Source organism: Paenibacillus septentrionalis (assembly GCF_042659865.1).
Lineage (GTDB): Bacteria > Bacillota > Bacilli > Paenibacillales > Paenibacillaceae > Pristimantibacillus > Pristimantibacillus septentrionalis.
The window spans coordinates 315,834-334,241 of the sequence record NZ_JBHSTE010000002.1 but is presented as its reverse complement, the minus strand read 5'-3'; the positions used below and the strand labels follow the sequence as shown (position 1 = coordinate 334,241).

At 44.4% G+C, this 18,408-nt stretch carries 18 protein-coding genes; all 18 read left to right on the top strand.

Going from position 1 to position 18,408, the window contains the following annotated elements; translation table 11 throughout:
• The first annotated feature begins 3 nt into the window (after window positions 1-3).
• Window positions 4-801, top strand: a complete 798-nt coding sequence (gene dapB / locus ACFP56_RS06440) for a 4-hydroxy-tetrahydrodipicolinate reductase (RefSeq protein WP_379232428.1) — start codon at window positions 4-6, stop codon at window positions 799-801.
• 33 nt (window positions 802-834) lie between these two features.
• Entirely contained in the window at window positions 835-1,257 is a 423-nt protein-coding gene (mgsA, locus tag ACFP56_RS06435) for a methylglyoxal synthase (protein ID WP_379232425.1), read from the top strand.
• Window positions 1,257-1,949 carry a bacillithiol biosynthesis deacetylase BshB1 gene (gene bshB1 / locus ACFP56_RS06430; protein WP_379232422.1) on the top strand — a complete coding sequence of 231 codons (693 nt, stop codon included), beginning with the start codon at window positions 1,257-1,259 and terminating at the stop codon, window positions 1,947-1,949. Before mgsA ends, bshB1 begins: the two co-directional genes overlap by 1 nt.
• A gap of 31 nt (window positions 1,950-1,980) precedes the next feature.
• Complete coding sequence (gene bshA, locus ACFP56_RS06425) at window positions 1,981-3,153, top strand: N-acetyl-alpha-D-glucosaminyl L-malate synthase BshA (RefSeq protein WP_379233282.1); 1,173 nt, start codon at window positions 1,981-1,983, stop codon at window positions 3,151-3,153.
• A gap of 7 nt (window positions 3,154-3,160) precedes the next feature.
• Window positions 3,161-4,423, top strand: coding sequence for a CCA tRNA nucleotidyltransferase (locus tag ACFP56_RS06420; protein WP_379232420.1), 1,263 nt, complete (start codon window positions 3,161-3,163; stop codon window positions 4,421-4,423).
• The gene (locus ACFP56_RS06415; RefSeq protein ID WP_379232418.1) at window positions 4,413-5,390 is read left to right on the top strand and encodes a biotin--[acetyl-CoA-carboxylase] ligase; all 978 of its coding nucleotides are present in this window, start codon (window positions 4,413-4,415) and stop codon (window positions 5,388-5,390) included. The genes ACFP56_RS06420 and ACFP56_RS06415 overlap by 11 nt, the downstream gene beginning before the upstream one ends.
• Window positions 5,391-5,630: 240 nt before the next feature.
• A complete protein-coding gene (gene panB, locus ACFP56_RS06410; protein WP_379232416.1) occupies window positions 5,631-6,509 on the top strand; it encodes a 3-methyl-2-oxobutanoate hydroxymethyltransferase in 879 nt (292 codons plus the stop codon).
• A gap of 7 nt (window positions 6,510-6,516) precedes the next feature.
• Window positions 6,517-7,407: a pantoate--beta-alanine ligase gene (panC, locus tag ACFP56_RS06405; RefSeq protein WP_379232414.1), complete on the top strand. Its 891-nt coding sequence runs from the start codon at window positions 6,517-6,519 to the stop codon at window positions 7,405-7,407.
• Window positions 7,400-7,783, top strand: coding sequence for an aspartate 1-decarboxylase (gene panD / locus ACFP56_RS06400; protein WP_379232411.1), 384 nt, complete (start codon window positions 7,400-7,402; stop codon window positions 7,781-7,783). Before panC ends, panD begins: the two co-directional genes overlap by 8 nt.
• Window positions 7,784-7,890: 107 nt before the next feature.
• Window positions 7,891-8,730 carry a hypothetical protein gene (locus tag ACFP56_RS06395; RefSeq protein ID WP_379232409.1) on the top strand — a complete coding sequence of 280 codons (840 nt, stop codon included), beginning with the start codon at window positions 7,891-7,893 and terminating at the stop codon, window positions 8,728-8,730.
• Window positions 8,718-11,624 (top strand): ATP-dependent DNA helicase DinG, encoded by a 2,907-nt coding sequence (dinG, locus tag ACFP56_RS06390; RefSeq protein ID WP_379232406.1) that lies wholly within the window; start codon window positions 8,718-8,720, stop codon window positions 11,622-11,624. Before ACFP56_RS06395 ends, dinG begins: the two co-directional genes overlap by 13 nt.
• The gene (locus tag ACFP56_RS06385) at window positions 11,625-12,281 is read left to right on the top strand and encodes a redox-sensing transcriptional repressor Rex (protein ID WP_379232404.1); all 657 of its coding nucleotides are present in this window, start codon (window positions 11,625-11,627) and stop codon (window positions 12,279-12,281) included.
• Entirely contained in the window at window positions 12,262-13,563 is a 1,302-nt protein-coding gene (locus ACFP56_RS06380) for an amidohydrolase (protein ID WP_379232402.1), read from the top strand. The genes ACFP56_RS06385 and ACFP56_RS06380 overlap by 20 nt, the downstream gene beginning before the upstream one ends.
• A 1-nt stretch (window position 13,564) precedes the next feature.
• Window positions 13,565-14,101: a hypothetical protein gene (locus ACFP56_RS06375; protein ID WP_379232400.1), complete on the top strand. Its 537-nt coding sequence runs from the start codon at window positions 13,565-13,567 to the stop codon at window positions 14,099-14,101.
• A 103-nt stretch (window positions 14,102-14,204) separates the two neighbouring features.
• Window positions 14,205-14,744, top strand: coding sequence for a hypothetical protein (locus ACFP56_RS06370; RefSeq protein ID WP_379232398.1), 540 nt, complete (start codon window positions 14,205-14,207; stop codon window positions 14,742-14,744).
• Window positions 14,734-16,251, top strand: a complete 1,518-nt coding sequence (locus ACFP56_RS06365) for an AAA family ATPase (protein WP_379232396.1) — start codon at window positions 14,734-14,736, stop codon at window positions 16,249-16,251. Before ACFP56_RS06370 ends, ACFP56_RS06365 begins: the two co-directional genes overlap by 11 nt.
• Before the next feature lie 80 nt (window positions 16,252-16,331).
• Complete coding sequence (locus ACFP56_RS06360) at window positions 16,332-17,198, top strand: 3-hydroxyacyl-CoA dehydrogenase family protein (protein WP_379232394.1); 867 nt, start codon at window positions 16,332-16,334, stop codon at window positions 17,196-17,198.
• Window positions 17,198-18,394, top strand: a complete 1,197-nt coding sequence (locus ACFP56_RS06355) for an acetate/propionate family kinase (RefSeq protein WP_379232392.1) — start codon at window positions 17,198-17,200, stop codon at window positions 18,392-18,394. Before ACFP56_RS06360 ends, ACFP56_RS06355 begins: the two co-directional genes overlap by 1 nt.
• Window positions 18,395-18,408: the final 14 nt, after the last annotated feature.

The window sequence follows — 18,408 nt, the reverse complement described above, 5'->3', positions numbered from 1 at the left end:
AACATGACGATAAACGTGGCAGTAATTGGAGCAAGCGGAAGAATGGGTAAGGAAGTTGTAAAAATGGTCTTAAGCGATCCAGAACTTCAGCTTGTCGCAGCTGTTGCTCCATCTTATGCAGGTAAAGACGCAGGAGAGCTTATTGGCAGCAAAACGATAGGCGTTACCGTTGTTGCTACATTTGAAGAAGCAATTAACAACGCACAGGCAGATGTAATGGTTGACTTTACTGTACCGCATCTGGCTTACGCTCATGCAAAACGTTCTATTGAAGCAGGGATTCGTCCAATTATGGGAACAACGGGCTTTACTCCCGAGCAAATTACAGAGCTGGACGAGCTGTGTCAGCAGCACCAGCTTGGCGGTTTAATTGCACCAAACTTTTCAATTGGTGCGATTTTGATGATGAAATTCGCTCAAGAAGCAGCTAAATATATGCCGCATGTTGAAATTATTGAATATCATGGTGATCAAAAATTAGATGCGCCTTCTGGCACTTCCATTAAAACGGCAGAGCTTATTGCTCAAACGAGACAAGAGCTCCGTCAAGGCAATCCTGAAGAAAAAGAGACGATTGAAGGGGCGCGCGGTGGATATTATGAAGGCTTCCGCATACATAGCGTGCGCTTGCCGGGTGTATTTGCCCAGCAGGAGGTTATTTTTGGAGGCAACGGCCAAACTTTGAAAATTCGACACGATTCCTATGATCGTGCTGGTTATATGCCTGGGGTCAATCATGCAGTTAAAAAAGCGATGAGCTATACAGGTATGGTATACGGCTTTGAGCATATTATGGACTAATTTGACGCCGAGCAGCGAAAGAGAGGGATTCTGATGTTGAATATTGCATTTATTGCGCATGATAGAAAAAAAGAAGAAATGGTCAATTTTGTTATAGCTTATGAGCATGTTTTTGTACCGCACAAGCTGTATTCGACTGGTACGACCGGTACGAAAATAATGGAACAGACTGAGCTTAAGATCCAGCGTTTTTGCTCGGGACCACTCGGGGGCGACCAGCAAATTGGCGCTCTCGTCGCGGAAAATGAAATGGATCTTATTATCTTTTTGCGTGATCCATTAATGGCGCAGCCGCATGAGCCGGATATTACGGCATTGCTGCGCTTATGTGATGTGCAGGGTATTCCAGTCGCAACTAATATTGCGACAGCAGAATTGCTTGTAAAGGCTGTTGAACGCGGAGATTTCTCATGGCGCGAGCTCGTTCATAAATACAAGCCAGGAGTAGAAGAATAATGAATCAATTAGACATTCTCGTGTTTGGTGCCCATCCTGATGATGCTGAAATCGGGATGGGAGGAACGATTGCCAAGCATGCTGCAGCAGGCTACCGCATTGGTATATGCGACCTGACGCAAGCTGAAATGTCCTCCAATGGCACCGTTGAGCTGAGGCAGCAAGAAGCTGCTGCGGCCTCAGCGGTGCTTGGTTTATCCATGAGGGAATGTCTCGGCTTGCCGGATCGCGGACTGCGGCTTGCAAAAGAACATATTGATCCAATTGTAGAGATCATTCGTACCTATAAGCCTAAAATCGTGTTTGCTCCTTATTGGGAGGATCGGCATCCTGATCATGTCATGTGCAGCAAGCTGATTGAAGAGGCTGTTTTTAATGCGAAGCTGCGCAACTATATGCCAGAGCTTCCTGCCTGGCAAGTTGGGCAAACGATGTTCTACTATATAAATGATGTACATAACGTTACTTTAATGATAGATATTAGCGACGAATTTCAGTTGAAGGAGCAGGCACTGCGTGCGTATGCTTCTCAATTTAATGCTGCTGCAACCAGCAATGGGGTAGCGACTCCACTTACCAATGGATATATCGAGCGTGTAGGTGCCAGGGATTCTTTGCTTGCTCAGTCTAGAGGATGGAGCTATGCAGAGGGTTTTACGGTTAAAGGGCCATATCCTATCTCAATGTTGTAGCAAGTTCTGATTGATCGGGAGGTGCGTCACTCTGACGCGGAAATTAAAGATTGGCATCACATGCTATCCCACATTAGGCGGTTCAGGTGTCGTTGCAACAGAGCTGGGCAAGCTGCTTGCAGAGCGAGGTCATGAGATTCATTTTATTACCCACAGTGTTCCGTTTAGACTGGGGAAATTTCATAAAAATGTATTTTTTCATGAAGTAGAAGTGAATGATTATTATGTATTCCGCTATCCGCCTTATGACTTAAGTCTGGCAAGTAAAATGGCACAGGTTGCGCAAATGCAGCAGCTTGATATCCTTCATGTGCATTATGCGATTCCTCATGCCGTGTGTGCCTACCTTGCCAAGCAAATGCTGAATAATGGATTAAAAACGGTAACGACACTTCATGGGACGGATATTACAGTATTAGCACAGGATGAATCATTAAAGGATCTTATTCGATTAGCGATCCATCAAAGCGATGCGGTTACAGCGGTATCGAATGATTTGATTCAGGAAACACGCCAGCTGCTAGATATCACGACACCAATTGAATTAACGTATAATTTTGTTGATAAACGCGTCTATTACCCACGCGACGTGTCTCAGCTGCGGCAAGACTATGCAAAGCCGGATGAGAAAATTTTGATGCATATTTCTAATTTCAGACCGGTTAAGCGCGTGTCTGATGTGGTCGATATATTTGACCGCGTTCAACAAAGCTTGTCTGCCAAGCTTCTATTAGTAGGAGAAGGGCCAGAGCTGACCAAAATACAATGCAAGGTTAAGTCACTAGGACTGGAAGATAAAGTGTTGTTTCTTGGCAAACAAGAGGATGTCGCTCAAGTAATATCCCTTGCAGATGTACTGCTTCTACCGTCTGAGAAGGAAAGCTTTGGACTTGTTGCCCTTGAGGCTATGGCTTGTGGCGTTCCAACGATTGGCTCTACCGCAGGGGGAATTCCAGAGCTTGTGACACACGGTGAAACAGGGTATCTGGCACCAATAGGCGATGTGGAAGCGATGTCGCAATATGCGATTGATTTGTTAAAGGATGAGGGACGTTATCAATCGTTTGTTGATGCTTGTGTTGATCGTGCGAGACGCGTGTTTTGTAATGATCGGATTACACATGAGTATGAAGCGATCTATTATAAAGTGTTGGGACTCGAATCAGAGATTAAACCATTTTCTTATGATTTGTGTCGCTTGTAGAGGGGTTATGAAGCTGCAATTACAACCGCAATTAATACAGCCTGCGATGAAAGAAGCCTGTCTTGTCATAGACAGGCTTTTGCAAGCAGGCTTTTCTGCCTTTTTTGTAGGCGGCGCTGTACGTGATACGATGCTAGGGCGTGATATCCATGATGTTGATATTGCGACTAGTGCATTGCCACAGCAAGTGATGGCGTTGTTTGAGAAAAGTATTCCTACCGGCTTGCAGCATGGCACAGTCACTGTAATCGTAGAAGGTCAAAGCTATGAGATTACGACGTTTCGTATCGAAACCGGTTATGTTGACTATAGACGTCCTGGTGATGTTCAGTTCGTATCAGAGCTGAATAGGGATTTGATGCGTAGAGACTTTACGATGAATGCGATGGCCATTGATCGCGACTGGATGCTCCATGATCCATTCGATGGCTGGTCGCATTTGCAAAGTGGAATACTGGTTACCGTTGGAACAAGCTCCGAAAGATTTCAAGAGGATGCGCTTCGTATGCTTCGGGCGATTCGATTCGCAGCAAGCTATCAACTTACAATCGAGAGGCAGTGCTGGGAGGCCATTATTCACTATGGTCACCTGTTAAACCATGTTGCGATGGAGCGTGTAGCATATGAGCTTGAGAGGATGCTCAATTCAGATTTTCCTGCAAGGGGAATAACGTTATTGCTGGAGAGCGGATTACTTAGCCACACAAAGGAAAAGCTGAATCTTGCAAGCGGTCACTTTCATCAGAACTGGTTAACTGATAAGAAAGATGATGCGAGTATGAAGTGGGCAGCGCTGTTCATATGCCTTGGCATGTCAAGTGAATGCGCTCTTGAAGATATGAGAAAGCTGCGACTGAGCAACAAGTTAATACAGACCAGCAGCGGAATACTGCAGCTTTATGAGTGTGTACATATATATATTGGTTCTGAACAGTCTCATGAGGGACTGAAGGAGCGATGGCTTGATATCCTGCTGCAGTTTCCGCTAGATCAGACGCGCTTGTTTTTGAGATTGCTGGAGCAGCACGATGAGCGGGTCGCGATGTTAGCCGCATATGACGAAGCATTATCTATTCACAGTATGAAGCAGCTAGCGGTTCGCGGCAATGATTTGCTGAAGTGGTACAGCAAGCCGTCAGGACCTTGGGTGAAGCAAGCACTAGCTTTTCTTTTCAAGCGAGTGGCAAGCGGCACTTTAACAAATGACAAAAAAGCGATCCATTCATTCGTTACAAATCAAATTGAAGGTGGATTATCTAATGAGCAATAATGAACGTTTAGTTCAGCTATTAGCTTCTTCGCACGATTTTATATCTGGTGAAAAAATAAGCGAAGAGCTGGGCATTAGCAGAACAGCTGTTTGGAAGCAAATAAAAAAGCTCGAGGCACTTGGCTATGAGCTTGAGGCCGTTACCAAGCAGGGCTATCGCTTGCTTTACACGCCACAGCCTATTGATGCTGCCAAAGTTGAAAAAGGGCTTAAAGGCCACCGTTTTGGACATACCATACATTATCATAAGGCAGTTGCCTCTACTCAGCCGCTGGCAAAGGAGCTTGCCGAGCAAGGAGCAGCTGAAGGTACGGTTGTTTTGGCAGAACAGCAGCTGCAAGGCAAGGGCAGATTGGGCAGAATATGGCATTCTCCTTATGGGAAAGGCGTATGGATGAGTATTGTGCTTAGACCAGCTACTCCCATTCAATTAGCGCCACAGCTCACGCTGCTAACGGCTGTCGCATTAGCGGAAGCCATTCGCTCGATTACAGAGCTGAATGTAGGCATAAAGTGGCCCAATGATATTTTGCATAAAGGCAAAAAGCTGTGCGGCATTTTGCTTGAATCTGCTGCAGAAGAACAGCGGTTGAAGTACGTCATTGCCGGCATCGGCATCGATGTGAATTTGGGCGAGAACGATTATGAGAATGAGCTGCGAAATAAGGCAACTTCGCTGCGAATTGAAAAAGGCGCACCAGTTGACCGTGAGCAGTTGATCGAAGCGTTTATGATGAAATGGGAGCGACTGTCTGACCTGTATGATCAGCAAGGTTTTGAACCAATTGCCCAGCTATGGGAAAGCTATACGATCTCACTTGGACAACGCACTTTAATTACAACTGCACAGGAACAGTTTTATGCTGTGCCACTAAAGCTAACGGAACGTGGATCAATTGTCGTCAAGCTGGATGATGGCGAGGAAAGAGAAATTTTCTCAGCAGAGATGGGAGAAGTAAAGCAGTAATTTACGAGCTGGAACTTTTCTGCTACACTAGGTCTACTAGGCGGTATTCATGTGGAAGCTGCACTGGTGTTTGTGTATTAAACTAAATTTCATATTTAGAATGCACACTCTGCTCAGAGCCGAAGGGACCGAGACAGAAGGAAGCATTACTAGCAATCGTTTCCTTTACGTTCTAGGACCTTTTTAGCGATGGCTAAAAGGTTTTTTTGCATTTACCTTCAACTAAAGGAGCTGGATAATTTGAAAAAGAGACTAACGATTTCTGCAATGTCAAAGATGAAGGCGGAAGGCAAGCCGATTTCAGTATTGACGGCATATGATTATCCCTCAGCCAAGCTTGCTGAGGAGGCAGGAATTGATGTGATCTTGGTAGGAGATTCTTTAGGAAATGTTGTACTTGGATATGATACAACGATTCCTGTAACGATAGATGATATGGTATATCACTCACGTGCTGTTGCGCGCGGAGCTGAAAACACCTTTATAGTAGCGGATTTGCCTTTTATGACGTACGGCGTGACGATCGAGCATACGCTAACGAATGCTGCTCGCCTAATGCAGCAAGGTCATGTGCAAGCAGTGAAGCTTGAGGGTGGAGCTGGCATTAAGGAGCATGTTCGAGCGCTTGTTCAAGCAGGAATCCCAGTCATGGGTCATATCGGTCTAACGCCTCAGGCGGTGCATCAGCTAAGCGGCTATAAGGTGCAAGGAAAGCTGGAGGACGATGCGAGACGCCTTGTAGAGGATGCTCTGGCGCTTCAGGAAGCGGGCGCATTTGCTATTGTGCTCGAGCTTGTGACTGAACAGCTTGCAAGCTTTATTAGCGATCAGCTGACAATCCCTACAATTGGCATTGGAGCAGGACGCGGCTGTAACGGTCAAGTTCTCGTCTATCATGATGTGCTGCAATATTCTTCACCGAATGTTCCAAAGAAATTTGTGAAAACCTATGCTGACATCGGTACGACGATTCGGGATGCGATCGCTCAATATGTGGATGAAGTGAAATCTGGAGCATTTCCGGATGACTCGCATGTATTCCAGGCAGAAGCTGGCTCAATTGATTCGTTGTATGGCAGTAGACAATCATCGAAGTCAGATTCAGGTGTAAAGGAGTAATCGTGAGATGAACATTTGTCGTACGAAGAAGCAGCTGAAGCTGGCAGTGAAGCAAGCAGCGTCCCAAGGGAAAAGCATAGGGTTTGTTCCGACAATGGGATATTTGCACGATGGTCATGCAAGCCTACTGCGAGCAGCTCGTGAAGAAAACGATGTTGTCGTATTGAGCATATTTGTTAATCCTATGCAATTTGGACCAAATGAGGATTTGGAACGCTACCCTCGTGATGAGGAGCGGGATTTGGCTCTAGCTGCATCATGCAGTACAGATATTGTGTTTTTGCCAACAGTAGAAGAAATGTATCCATCCAAGCCGCTTACGAGTATAACAGTACGTTCTGTAACGGAGCGTTTATGCGGTGCATCACGACCAGGACATTTTGACGGAGTTGGACTCGTAGTCAGCAAGCTGTTTCATCTCGTGCAGCCGGATCGTGCATATTTTGGAATGAAAGACGCACAGCAGGTTGCTGTTATTGAGCAAATGGTGCTTGATTTGGACATGAATGTTGAAATCGTGCCTTGTCCGATTGTACGTGAACCGGACGGTCTGGCTCTTAGCTCGCGCAATGTTTACTTATCCCCTGCTCATCGGACAGAAGCAGCGGTGTTGAGTCAGTCGCTTGGTGAGCTTGCTCAAGCGTTAAATGTATCAAGCAGCATGACAGGTGCACAGTGCGTAGCGTTAATTACGAATAAAATAAAGGAAACGTCAGGTGAAATCGACTATGTCGAATTGCTGGAGTATCCATCGCTGCGAACCGTTGCAATGCATATACCGCTTGACAGAGTGCTGAGCGGACAACGATTTATCGTTGCTCTTGCAGTGAAATTCGGCAGCACGCGATTAATAGATAACGCTTTATTCCATGTAGAAGAGGTGATCGAACGTGTATAGAACGATGATGAAATCGAAGCTACACCGTGCGACTGTAACAGAAGCGAATTTGAATTATATTGGCAGCATCACCATTGATGAGAATTTAATGGAAGCCGCTGATTTGCTTGAAAATGAGAAAGTGCAAATAGTTAACAATAATAATGGGGCTCGTCTGGAAACCTATGTAATTAAAGGAAAACGCGACAGTGGTGTGATATGTCTAAATGGTGCTGCAGCTCGCTTGGTTCAACCTGGCGATAATGTTATTATTATCTCATATAGTCTGATGTCTGAAGAACAGGCATTATCGTATAAGCCAACAATTGTTGTACTGGATTCCGACAATAAGCCCATTCATTACATGAAGGAAGAGATTCATTCGACCATTCTGTAAACAAGTTAATCCCTTCATTATGTAACAGCTGCCATGCTGAATGAAATCAGAGCTTTCAACAAAAAATGACCGTACACTCCAACTACTCAAAGAAGGCGGGATGCGGTATGATCAACGAACTGTTTTCATCCATGCATGAGCTTCTTGACCACATCACTGACAATTACCAGGATGCTGATGAAGAGCAGCGAGAGGAATACTGCTATCGTATTCAGCAGCTGAAGGAAACAAACGATAAAATTTTGGATCATTATGTGACAGTTGAGGAAAAGCTTGCTTGCTTTTTTGAGATGTATCGTGAGGTTAAGGAGCACGAAGCGCTTGAAGGGGAACAAGGGCATGTGTCTGCCAAGTCACCAACCTCACAGCTGCTAAGTGAAGAACAGCAAGTCCACCGATTGCAGCAAATTATTCATGAAGCGATGAAATCGATCCAAACGATTGAAGAAACGCAATCGCAGTCTGAATCAAAAGTTTATTCGATTGATGAAGGACAGGATGTTATACTATGTAATGAATGTGATCTTTTTGTTTCTTCAGAGCACGAATTTGCTTTGGATCAGGCACAAGGATACTATAAGCTGTTTATGTTTTCCGAAGCAGCAAGCATTTTGCAAATGATTATTGCAGAGGAGCCCGAATGCAATATCGCAAGACTGTATTATGGCATGAGCTTGATGCATTTGCGCAATTGGAGTGAGGCGCAAAGGCAATTTCAGCTATTGACCGTGTTAAGCGATTTTCCAAAATGGCTTGCTTTAAGCTATAATGCATTAGGGTGTATTCAAGCGATCAAGCTGAATATGAATGAAGCCGAGCAGCTGTTCAAAAAGGCGTATCAGCTTTATCCACAGTTTGAGGATCCGCTTAAAAATTTGCAAAGCTGCAGGCAATCGCCAAAACAGCTGTCATTATATTTTGGAAGCACAGAATTGTGCTGTATGTGAGAGGAACGGTCAAAGGAATGAAATATGCCATATTGGATCTGGAGACAACAGGGCATAGTGTACTGGATCAGATTATTCAGATTGGACTTGTTATTGTGTCCGATGATCTTGAAATAGTCGATACATTCAGCACATATGTAAAGCCTACAGTTGAAATCCCTCCATTTATAACCAATTTGACAGGAATCAAGGAAGCAGATGTACAGGAAGCGCCTGATATTCATGATGCACTGCTGGAAGTTATTCCACGAATTGACGATGCCGTTCTCGTCGCTCATAATGTTGGCTTTGACGCCAATTTTCTAAATCATGCCCTAGATCAATGTGGATACCTGCCGTTTTCAGGACGCAGGCTCGACACAATGGAATTATTACGTATATTATTCCCATCGATTACTTCTTATCAGCTCGGAACCGCAGCTGAACAATTAGGTATTGTCCATGAGCAGCACCATCAAGCAGATGCGGATGCGATGGCAACAGCCCAAATTTTTATTCAATGTGTTCAGAAGCTTCGTTCCTTGCCGCTGCTTACTTTGCAGCGGCTATCTTCATTTTTTGATGAGAGTCGTGATATTGGTTGGTTTATGAAATACAATGAGGGACTTGTAGAGCAGGGAGCGGTATTCGACTCTGCTGAATATGATTACCATCGCCAATTTGCATTGAAGGCCAAGCCATGGCAAGAGGAGACCTCTGTACGGGAGTCTGAGAATGCCAACGATTATTTTGCGCAGCAAAAAAGCTTTCAGGATTACATGGACGATGTGCAGCAGCGCTTTCGCGAGCTGTTTGATCATTATGAGGAACGGAAGCCACAACAGCATATGTTCAACGAAGTGTATGAGGCGCTGAGTTCGCAAAAGCATTTGCTGATTGAAGCTGGAACTGGAACTGGAAAGTCGTTAGGCTATCTCATCCCAGCCTTGTACTACGGTGTTCAGGCTGAGGAGAAGGTGGTTGTCAGCACGCACACGATAAACTTGCAGGAGCAGCTGCGCAATCGTGATATTCCACTATTGAATGAAGTTCTGCCATTTCCATTTCGGGCTTCGTTATTAAAAGGAAGAAGCAATTATTTATGCATGCGCAAATTTGAGCACAAACTGAATATGCTTGATTTTGTAGCACCAGTAGATGACCCGATTACAGCAGCTCAAATGGTCATATGGTTAACAGAAACCGAAAATGGTGATCAAGAGGAGCTAAATCTTGGCTTGCGAGGACAGGATTTTTGGGGAACAGTGTCCAGTGATGCAGATTCCTGCTTGAATCGAGCATGTCCGTGGTTCAAGCGCTGCTACTATCATCGAGCTAAGCATGAGGCGAATATAGCGGATGTATGCATAACGAATCATTCTATGATCTTTACTGATATTCAAGCCGATCATCGCTTGCTTCCGTCCTACAATTACTTAGTGCTTGATGAGGCGCATCATCTTGAAGAGGTCGCCAGCAAGCATCTCGGAAACCAACTGAGCTATTTTTCGTATATTCATGCAATGACCAGTTTGTATAAAGACGTCCGAACAGGCTTACTCCCATCTTTGCGCGTACGCATTGCTGAGGATGGTGATGATCATACCGCTTCATGGAATGAAACGATAGATAGTGCCTTTCCACAGCTGCAAACACTAAAGGAGCATTGGGATCAATTGTTCGAGGCGCTTTATGACATCGTGATGCACAATGCTGGGCAGAATGGAGCATCTGACTCAGGAGAACAAGCTGGCGGAATCGTGCTTCGCTTGAATCGGGAGCAGCTTCCTGAGAGCTGGACTAAAATTGTGGAGAGCGAGCAGGAGGTACATGTCGGGCTGAATCGCTTTGCCAAAGCGCTTGAGAAAATGTCATCCGATATTAAGGAACGACTTGACGAGGATCTTAATCTTTCAGGCATGCTTACCGATCTTAACGGTGTTATTCGTGACCTAGTTCGCTTAAAGGACGAGCTGCGCCAATTCATTAAGCTGGAACTTGAGGATTATGTATACTGGCTCGAAGCAACCCAAGCGTATAAGCATCGCTCGTTGCAGCTAATGTCATCCCCGACTGATGTAAGTGGACTGCTGCGAAAATATGTGTATGATGTCAAGGATAGTGTTGTGATGACTTCAGCAACATTGTCAATTCAGAAAAACTTTACGTATGTAAAGGAGCAGCTCGGTCTTGATGTCTATAACGATAGCGATCGTCTAAACGAGGTTATTCTGGATTCGCCATTCCATTATCGGGAACAAGCATTAGTTATTATTCCTAGAGATTTTCCAGTATTGAAAGGGGCTAATGTGCCTCCATCGTACTTGGAGATGCTAGTACAATCCTTGCATGACAATGCGCTGCAGCTGGGCGGGAAAATGCTTGTTTTGTTTACATCGTATAGAATGCTAAAGCAGGTGTACGATCCGCTTAAGGAATTGCTGGAGCCAAAGCAAATCACGGTGCTCGGTCAAGGAATTGACAGCAACAACCGTACAAAGCTAACGCGGCGTTTTCTACAGCAGCAATCGTCTATTTTGCTGGGAACTAGCAGCTTCTGGGAAGGTGTAGATATCCCGGGTGAAGCGCTGCAATGCTTGGCAATCGTTCGCTTGCCATTCCAGCCGCCTAATCATCCCTTAATCGAGGCGAAATCGGAACTATTGCTTCGTCAGAAGAAAAATCCGTTTATGAAGCTTTCGATTCCACAAGCTGTCATACGCTTCAAGCAAGGCTTTGGCAGACTAGTGCGTACGACAACGGATAAAGGAATCGTCATCATTTATGATACGCGAGTTATTGAATCCTATTACGGAAAGCATTTCCTGTATTCATTGCCAGGCCCAAAAATCGAAACGATGCATACGAATCAAATGACGCAGCGGATGGAACAATGGTTGAAGGAGGATGACTAGATGAAGCAAGCGAAAATATCGGACGCAGTTGTTAAGCGTCTGCCGATTTATTTGCAGGTGCTTAATGAACTGAAAGCACGTGAAATCAAAACGATTTCCTCACAGGAGCTAGGCTCTCGTTTGGAATTTAATCCAGCGCAAATTCGCAAGGACCTGGCCTATTTCGGCGATTTTGGGCGAAAAGGAATCGGTTATGAAGTCGACTATCTGATCGATAAAATACGTCATATCTTGAAAATCAATCAAACCATACATGTTGCACTTATTGGTGCGGGTAATCTCGGACATGCATTGTGCAATTATAATAAATACAGTAATGACAACATGCAAATCGTTGCGGTGTTTGATTCATATGAGCCAAAAATCGGAACAAAGATCAATACGTTAACCGTTCAACCGATGAATGAGCTGGCAGAAACGATCAAGCAGCACAATATTCGCATCGGCATTATTACCGTACCTGCTCAGGAGGCTCAAAATGTTGCCAATCAGCTAATTGCTGGTGGTATTGAAGGGATATTGAACTTCGCTCCAACCATATTGCGAGCTCCTGAAGAGGTACGGGTTCAGCATGCTGATTTTACGAAGGAGCTGTTGAGCTTGGCGTATTACTTGAACAATAAAGAGGAGGAGCAGGATGAGTCGTCTGTGGATTAAGGAAGGCAGCTTTATTACAATGGCTTCACATCAGCCGGAGGTTCTACGCGGTCATATGGTCGTTGAGGATGGAGTTATTCAGTATATTGGGGAAAATGAGCCTGCTGCGTCCGTACAGGAGCAAGCAGTGATTATTAACGGACAAGGGCTGCTGTTTATGCCGGGTCTAGTAAATACGCATGGTCACGCACCAATGAGCTTGCTTCGTGGTTTTTCAGATGATCAGAAGCTGCAAGTGTGGCTGCAGGAAAAAATGTGGCCGATGGAAGCGAAATACTCTGAGGCAGACACGAAAGCAGGCAGCGATCTGGCGATTGCGGAAATGCTGCTTAGCGGTACAACAACATTTGTAGATATGTATGATCGAATGGAGCAGGTAGCGCAAGCCTCTATTGATGCTGGTATTCGTGCCTTTCTGGCTCGTGGAATGATCGGCCTAGGCTCGGTTGAGGAGCAAGTGAGCAAGCTTGAAGATGCGGTAGCATTTGCGAAGCAATGGAATGGCGCTGGTGAGGGAAGAATTCAAACCATGCTAGCCCCTCATGCACCTTACACATGCCCGCCTGCCTTTATTGAACGGATCGTTCAAGCAGCGCATGATCTTGATCTTCCGCTTCATACACACATGTCTGAAACGAGTGCAGAGGTACAGCAAAATGTCGATGATTATGGCAAACGACCTGTAGATCATTTGGAGGAGTTAGGCTTCTTTACACGTCCAGCATTGCTTGCACATGCGGTGCACTTGACAGACGACGAAATTGCAAAGCTAGCTCAGCTTGACGCTTCCATCTCTCATAATCCAATAAGCAACCTTAAGCTTGCAAGTGGTGTTGCACGTGTGCCGGAGCTGCTTCGAGCTGGAGTTAAGCTATCGCTAGGTACAGACAGTGCCGCGAGCAACAACAATCTGGATTTGTTCCAGGAAATTCGCGCAGCTGCCTTGTTACATAAGGGAGTCTCTGGTGATCCTACCGTTGTTCCCGCACATACTGCTCTTGCACTAGGAACGTCAATGGGAGCACAAGCGATCTGGCATAACCACATCGGTACACTAGAAACAGGAAAAGCAGCTGATTTTATCGCGATTAATATTGATCAGCCTCATTTCTTCCCGCGTACGGATCTCGTTTCACATCTTGTCTATGCAGCTAACGGAAGAGATGTTGAGCATGTATGGGTCGCAGGAAAACAGCTTGTGAAGCATAGACAGCTGCTAACAATGGATGAGGAGAAAATCCGTTCTGAGGCTCAAGCCAGCTTCGAACGATTGTTAACGTAGTATGAGAGCGATAGAAAAAAAACGTCCACCATTTATGACGAGACGAAAATGGACCACACTTGTTCTGTTTTTGCTTGTGCTTATTGTTGTAGGGATTATCTTTTTCTATCGCAATATTCATAAGGGACTATGGCAGGAAGCAAGCGAAATGCGAGCAGTTATCGAGCAAGCATCGCTGTACGACCTGAACGAGGACTATACGTTAAGCAAGTATGTATGGGAGGATCGATATTGGATTTTGCTAGCAGATTCCATATCCGACCAAAAGAAAGTATATTCTGCTTGGTCCACTCAAGAGCAGCTTGCTGAGCTTCCTTATGATAAAGCGATAACGAAGGACGACATAATCGCATTGGTTGAACGAACGAAGCCTAATGCAGAGCAGATTAAAGCTCAACCTGGATATTTGTATGGTCAGCTCGTGTGGGAGATCAAATTTAAGGACTCCTCCAGCGGCCATCAGAAAATGGCATTTTATCAAATGATAGATGGCAAATTTATAGATGAATACACGATTCCTAAGGAAACAAGGCCATAACGGACTTGTTTCCTTTTTTTATACAATTAAAGTTGATAGCAAAAATGATATACTATTTGATATACGAATGATATATATAAATTTATTGGATAGAGGTGTAAACATGAAAGATATGAAGCTAAAACCTATGGCTGTTGCATTTGCCATCTGCTTAGTTTTGCTTATTGGTGGAGGCTTTACGTATCAATACGTTGCACAAGAGAAGCCATTAAACCAATCTTTAAGTCAAGCGAATTATTCGCACATTGAATTAACGGGTAATAAGAATGAAGGCTACAAGGTTCAGCTGGATATTCTTGACGAGCAACCATTACACGAAGCTGTCGCAGAGGCGAAGAAGTTGCTAGGTGAGCATGGTATAGGGGAAGGCAGCTATACAGTAGAGCTGAAGCAGGAGCAAACAGCCTTGAGTGAAGTATGGGAAGCTTATTTGTTTGATATTGCTGAGATAATGGCGAATCAACGATATTCTGAGCTACCCGAGCTAATGAATCGTATAGAAGAAGCGCATGCTCATGTCGATGCAACAACTAGCGTGGACGAGCAGTATATATATATTTCCCTAATTGCGGACGGACAACGTTTGGATAAATTACTGCCATTAGATGGTGGTACGATGGGAGTGTGGAATAATGAAAAATAATTGGAAAGAATTGTTGATCGGGATCGCTGCAGCAGCAGCGATCTATACATTAGGCTATACGGTGCACATAGGTGCAGCCGTTCTTGCTGCTGTATTGCTGGCAGCGATCTTTGTGATGAATCGCAACGGAAGAGGCGTCAAAAGCCTGGCGAGTTTGAAAAAGAAAAAATCTGTGCAAATTCAGCAGGTTAGCTTCGATCAGGTTGGTGGTCAGGACCACGTAAAGCAGGAGCTGCAGGAGGCACTTGATTTTCTAGTATTTCGCGAAGAAATTGCGAAACGCGGAATTCGTATCTTAAAAGGTATTTTGCTGACTGGACCTCCGGGAACAGGTAAAACGCTTCTTGCCAAAGCAGCAGCAAATTATACGGATAGTGTTTTTATCGGAGCATCTGGTAGTGAGTTCGTTGAGATGTATGTCGGTACTGGTGCAAACCGTATTCGTGAATTGTTCCAAAAAGCACGCAGTGAAGCAAAGTCTAAAGGCAAAAAAAGCGCAATTATTTTTATTGATGAAATCGACGTAATTGGTGGTAAGCGTGACGGCGGACAGCAGCGCGAATATGATCAGACATTGAATCAGCTGTTGACGGAGCTTGATGGCATCTATCACGATACTGAAGTACAGATATTGCTTATTGCCGCAACAAACCGAAAAGATATGCTGGATGATGCTTTGCTTCGTCCAGGACGCTTTGACCGTCATATTGAGGTAGCATTGCCAGACAAACAGTCAAGAAAGCATATTTTGGAGCTGCATTCGGCCAATAAACGTCTGGTACCTACCATTAATTTTGACGAGCTGGCGAAGGATACGTATCAGTTTTCTGGTGCACAATTAGAAGCTGTTATGAATGAGGCCGCAATCTATGCGATGCGTGAATCAGCGGACGAAATTCATCAGGATCATATTCAATCAGCAATTGATAAGGTGCTGCTAGGTGAAAAAATCAATCGCGAAGCGAGCCAGGAGGATAAAATTCGAGTAGCACGCCATGAATTGGGTCATGCTATTATGGCAGAGCTGACAACGCCTGGATCTGTCGCTCAAGTCGTGCTTGCACCGCGTGGTGGTGCGCTTGGTTTCGTTCGTCACACGCCGCTTGCGGATAAATATTTATATACGAAAACAGAGCTGGAGCATAAAATTATGGTTACGCTTGGTGGTGCAGTTGCTGAAGAACTGTTCTACGGAGAGCGAAGCACTGGTTCCAGAGGAGACTTCGATCAAGCATTGAATATTGTTAAAACGATGGTTGAGTCTGGCTTGACCTCCCAAGGGATTATTAATGGCCAAATGATGACCGCCGACCGCTGGAGCCTAATAAGCAATGAAGTGCTGGACGAATGTCTTGCCAAAACAAAAGAACATTTAAGCCAACACTTTGACATATTTGAGCAAGCTTTACCGATATTGCTGGAAGAGGAAGTCATTAACGGTGACAACTTTCGGAACATGATGAAAAATGCACAATTAAATCTGATAAATTTGCAACAAAATGCATAATAGCGCTTACCTTCACTACAAATAATCTTAAAAAGAGGTATAATATTATTGACTAAACACTAAGGGAGAAACTAAGACCTATGATTAAGAAAGTTGGAGTTGTTGGAGTAGGAACAATGGGTCAAGGGATTGCAGAAATGCTGGCTAAAAACAGCCTGGATGTTTTTGTTCTTGAACATTCTAAAGACCGATTGGAACATGCTTTGCATATGATTGAAGTTAGCCTTGACAAACAAATAGAAAAATGGGCAATCACTTCATCAGAAAAAAAATTAATTCTATCACGCATTCAACCCGTTGCGAAGATGGAAGAGCTATCAGCTTGTGATCTGATTATCGAATCGATATCTGAAGAGCTTGAAGCAAAAAAAGAAGTATTCGAGCAGTTGGATCAAGTTACATCATCAAAAACGATCCTTGCAAGTAATACCTCATCATTAAGTTTAACTGAGATTGCTAGCGTAACACGCTCCCCTGAGCGTGTTATTGGAATGCACTTTGTTCATCCGGTAGCAACTGTAAATATGCTTGAAATTGTACGCGGCTTGAAAACTTCTGATGAAACCGTTGAGGCGTTGAAGGAGTTCTCTGAGGTGATTCAGAAGAAGCCGGTTATGGTATTTGAATCCCCTGGCTTTGTTACAACTCGTCTTATTTGTCTGTTTATCAATGAAGCGCTGCACGTACTGGAAGAAGGCGTGGCGACAGCTGAGGATATTGATGAAGCGATGCGCAAAGGGTACTCTTTCAAATACGGTCCGTTCCAGATGGCGGATCATTTCGGACTTGACTCCGTACAAGCCGCATTGGAAAATATGTTCCGCGAATACGGCGAGCTTAAATACCGCCCATCATTTACACTTAAAAAAATGGTGCGTGCAGGACAGCTTGGGGTAAAAACGGGCGTAGGTTTCTTCAAATATGACACGGATGGAGATCGAATCTAATGAAAGTACTCGTAATTAATGCAGGCAGCTCATCAATTAAATATCAATTATTCGACATGACCAATGAATCCGTTCTTGCGAGCGGTCGTATCGAGCGTATCGGAATGGATTCTTCTATTGTTACTCATGAGCCGACTGGCAAAGAAGAGGTTGTTGAGGTAAAAGAAATTTTGGATCATGTAGCGGGCGTAAAGCGCATGATTGAAATGCTGACGCATGCAGATTATGGCGTTGTTAAATCAATGGAGGAAATTGATGCAGTTGGTCACCGAATTGTGCATGGTGGTGAAACGTTCAAAAATTCTGTTATTGTAACAGATGAAGTGAAAAGCGAAATCAAGCGTCTGTTTGAGCTTGCACCATTGCATAATCCGGCGCATATGATGGGGATTTTGGCGGTGGAAACGAACTTGCCTAACGTACCACAGGCGGTTGTATTTGATACAGCCTTCCATCAAACAATGCCAAACACCTCTTACTTATATGCGATTCCAAAAACTTTATACAAAAAACATAAAGTTCGTCGTTACGGCTTCCACGGTACTTCTCATGCTTATGTAAGTGATGTTGCTGCTAAAACGCTTGGCAAAGACCTTGCTTCTCTGAAGATGATTACTTGTCATATCGGCAATGGCGGAAGCTTGACTGCGATTCTAGACGGAAAATCATTTGATACAAGCATGGGGATGACTCCGCTGGAAGGTCTTATGATGGGAACACGCTCTGGCGATCTTGATCCTGCAGTAGTACCATTCGTCATGAATAAAGAGGATTTGACGCTAAATGAAGTAAACTCCATGCTGAACAAGCATAGTGGCTTATTGGCTGTGTCTGGCTTAAGCTCCGATATGCGCGAGATTACAGATTCAATGGCTGAAAATGAAGATGCGAAGCTTGCATACGATATGTACGTGTATCGTGTCAGAAAATACATCGGTTCCTATACAGCGGCTATGAACGGTCTTGATGTCATCGTGTTTACGGCCGGTGTTGGTGAAAACTCCGTTGTACTTCGTCAGTCCGTATGTGAAGGACTAACCTTCTTCGGTATTGAAATTGATGAGGAGCTTAACAAAGTTCGCAGCAAAGAACCAAGAGTTATTTCCAAGCCAGGCTCCAAGGTAACGGTTATGGTTGTGCCTACCAATGAAGAGCTGTTAATTGCACGTGATACGTATAATCTAGTTAGAAAGTAGTCGAGAGGGTGGGG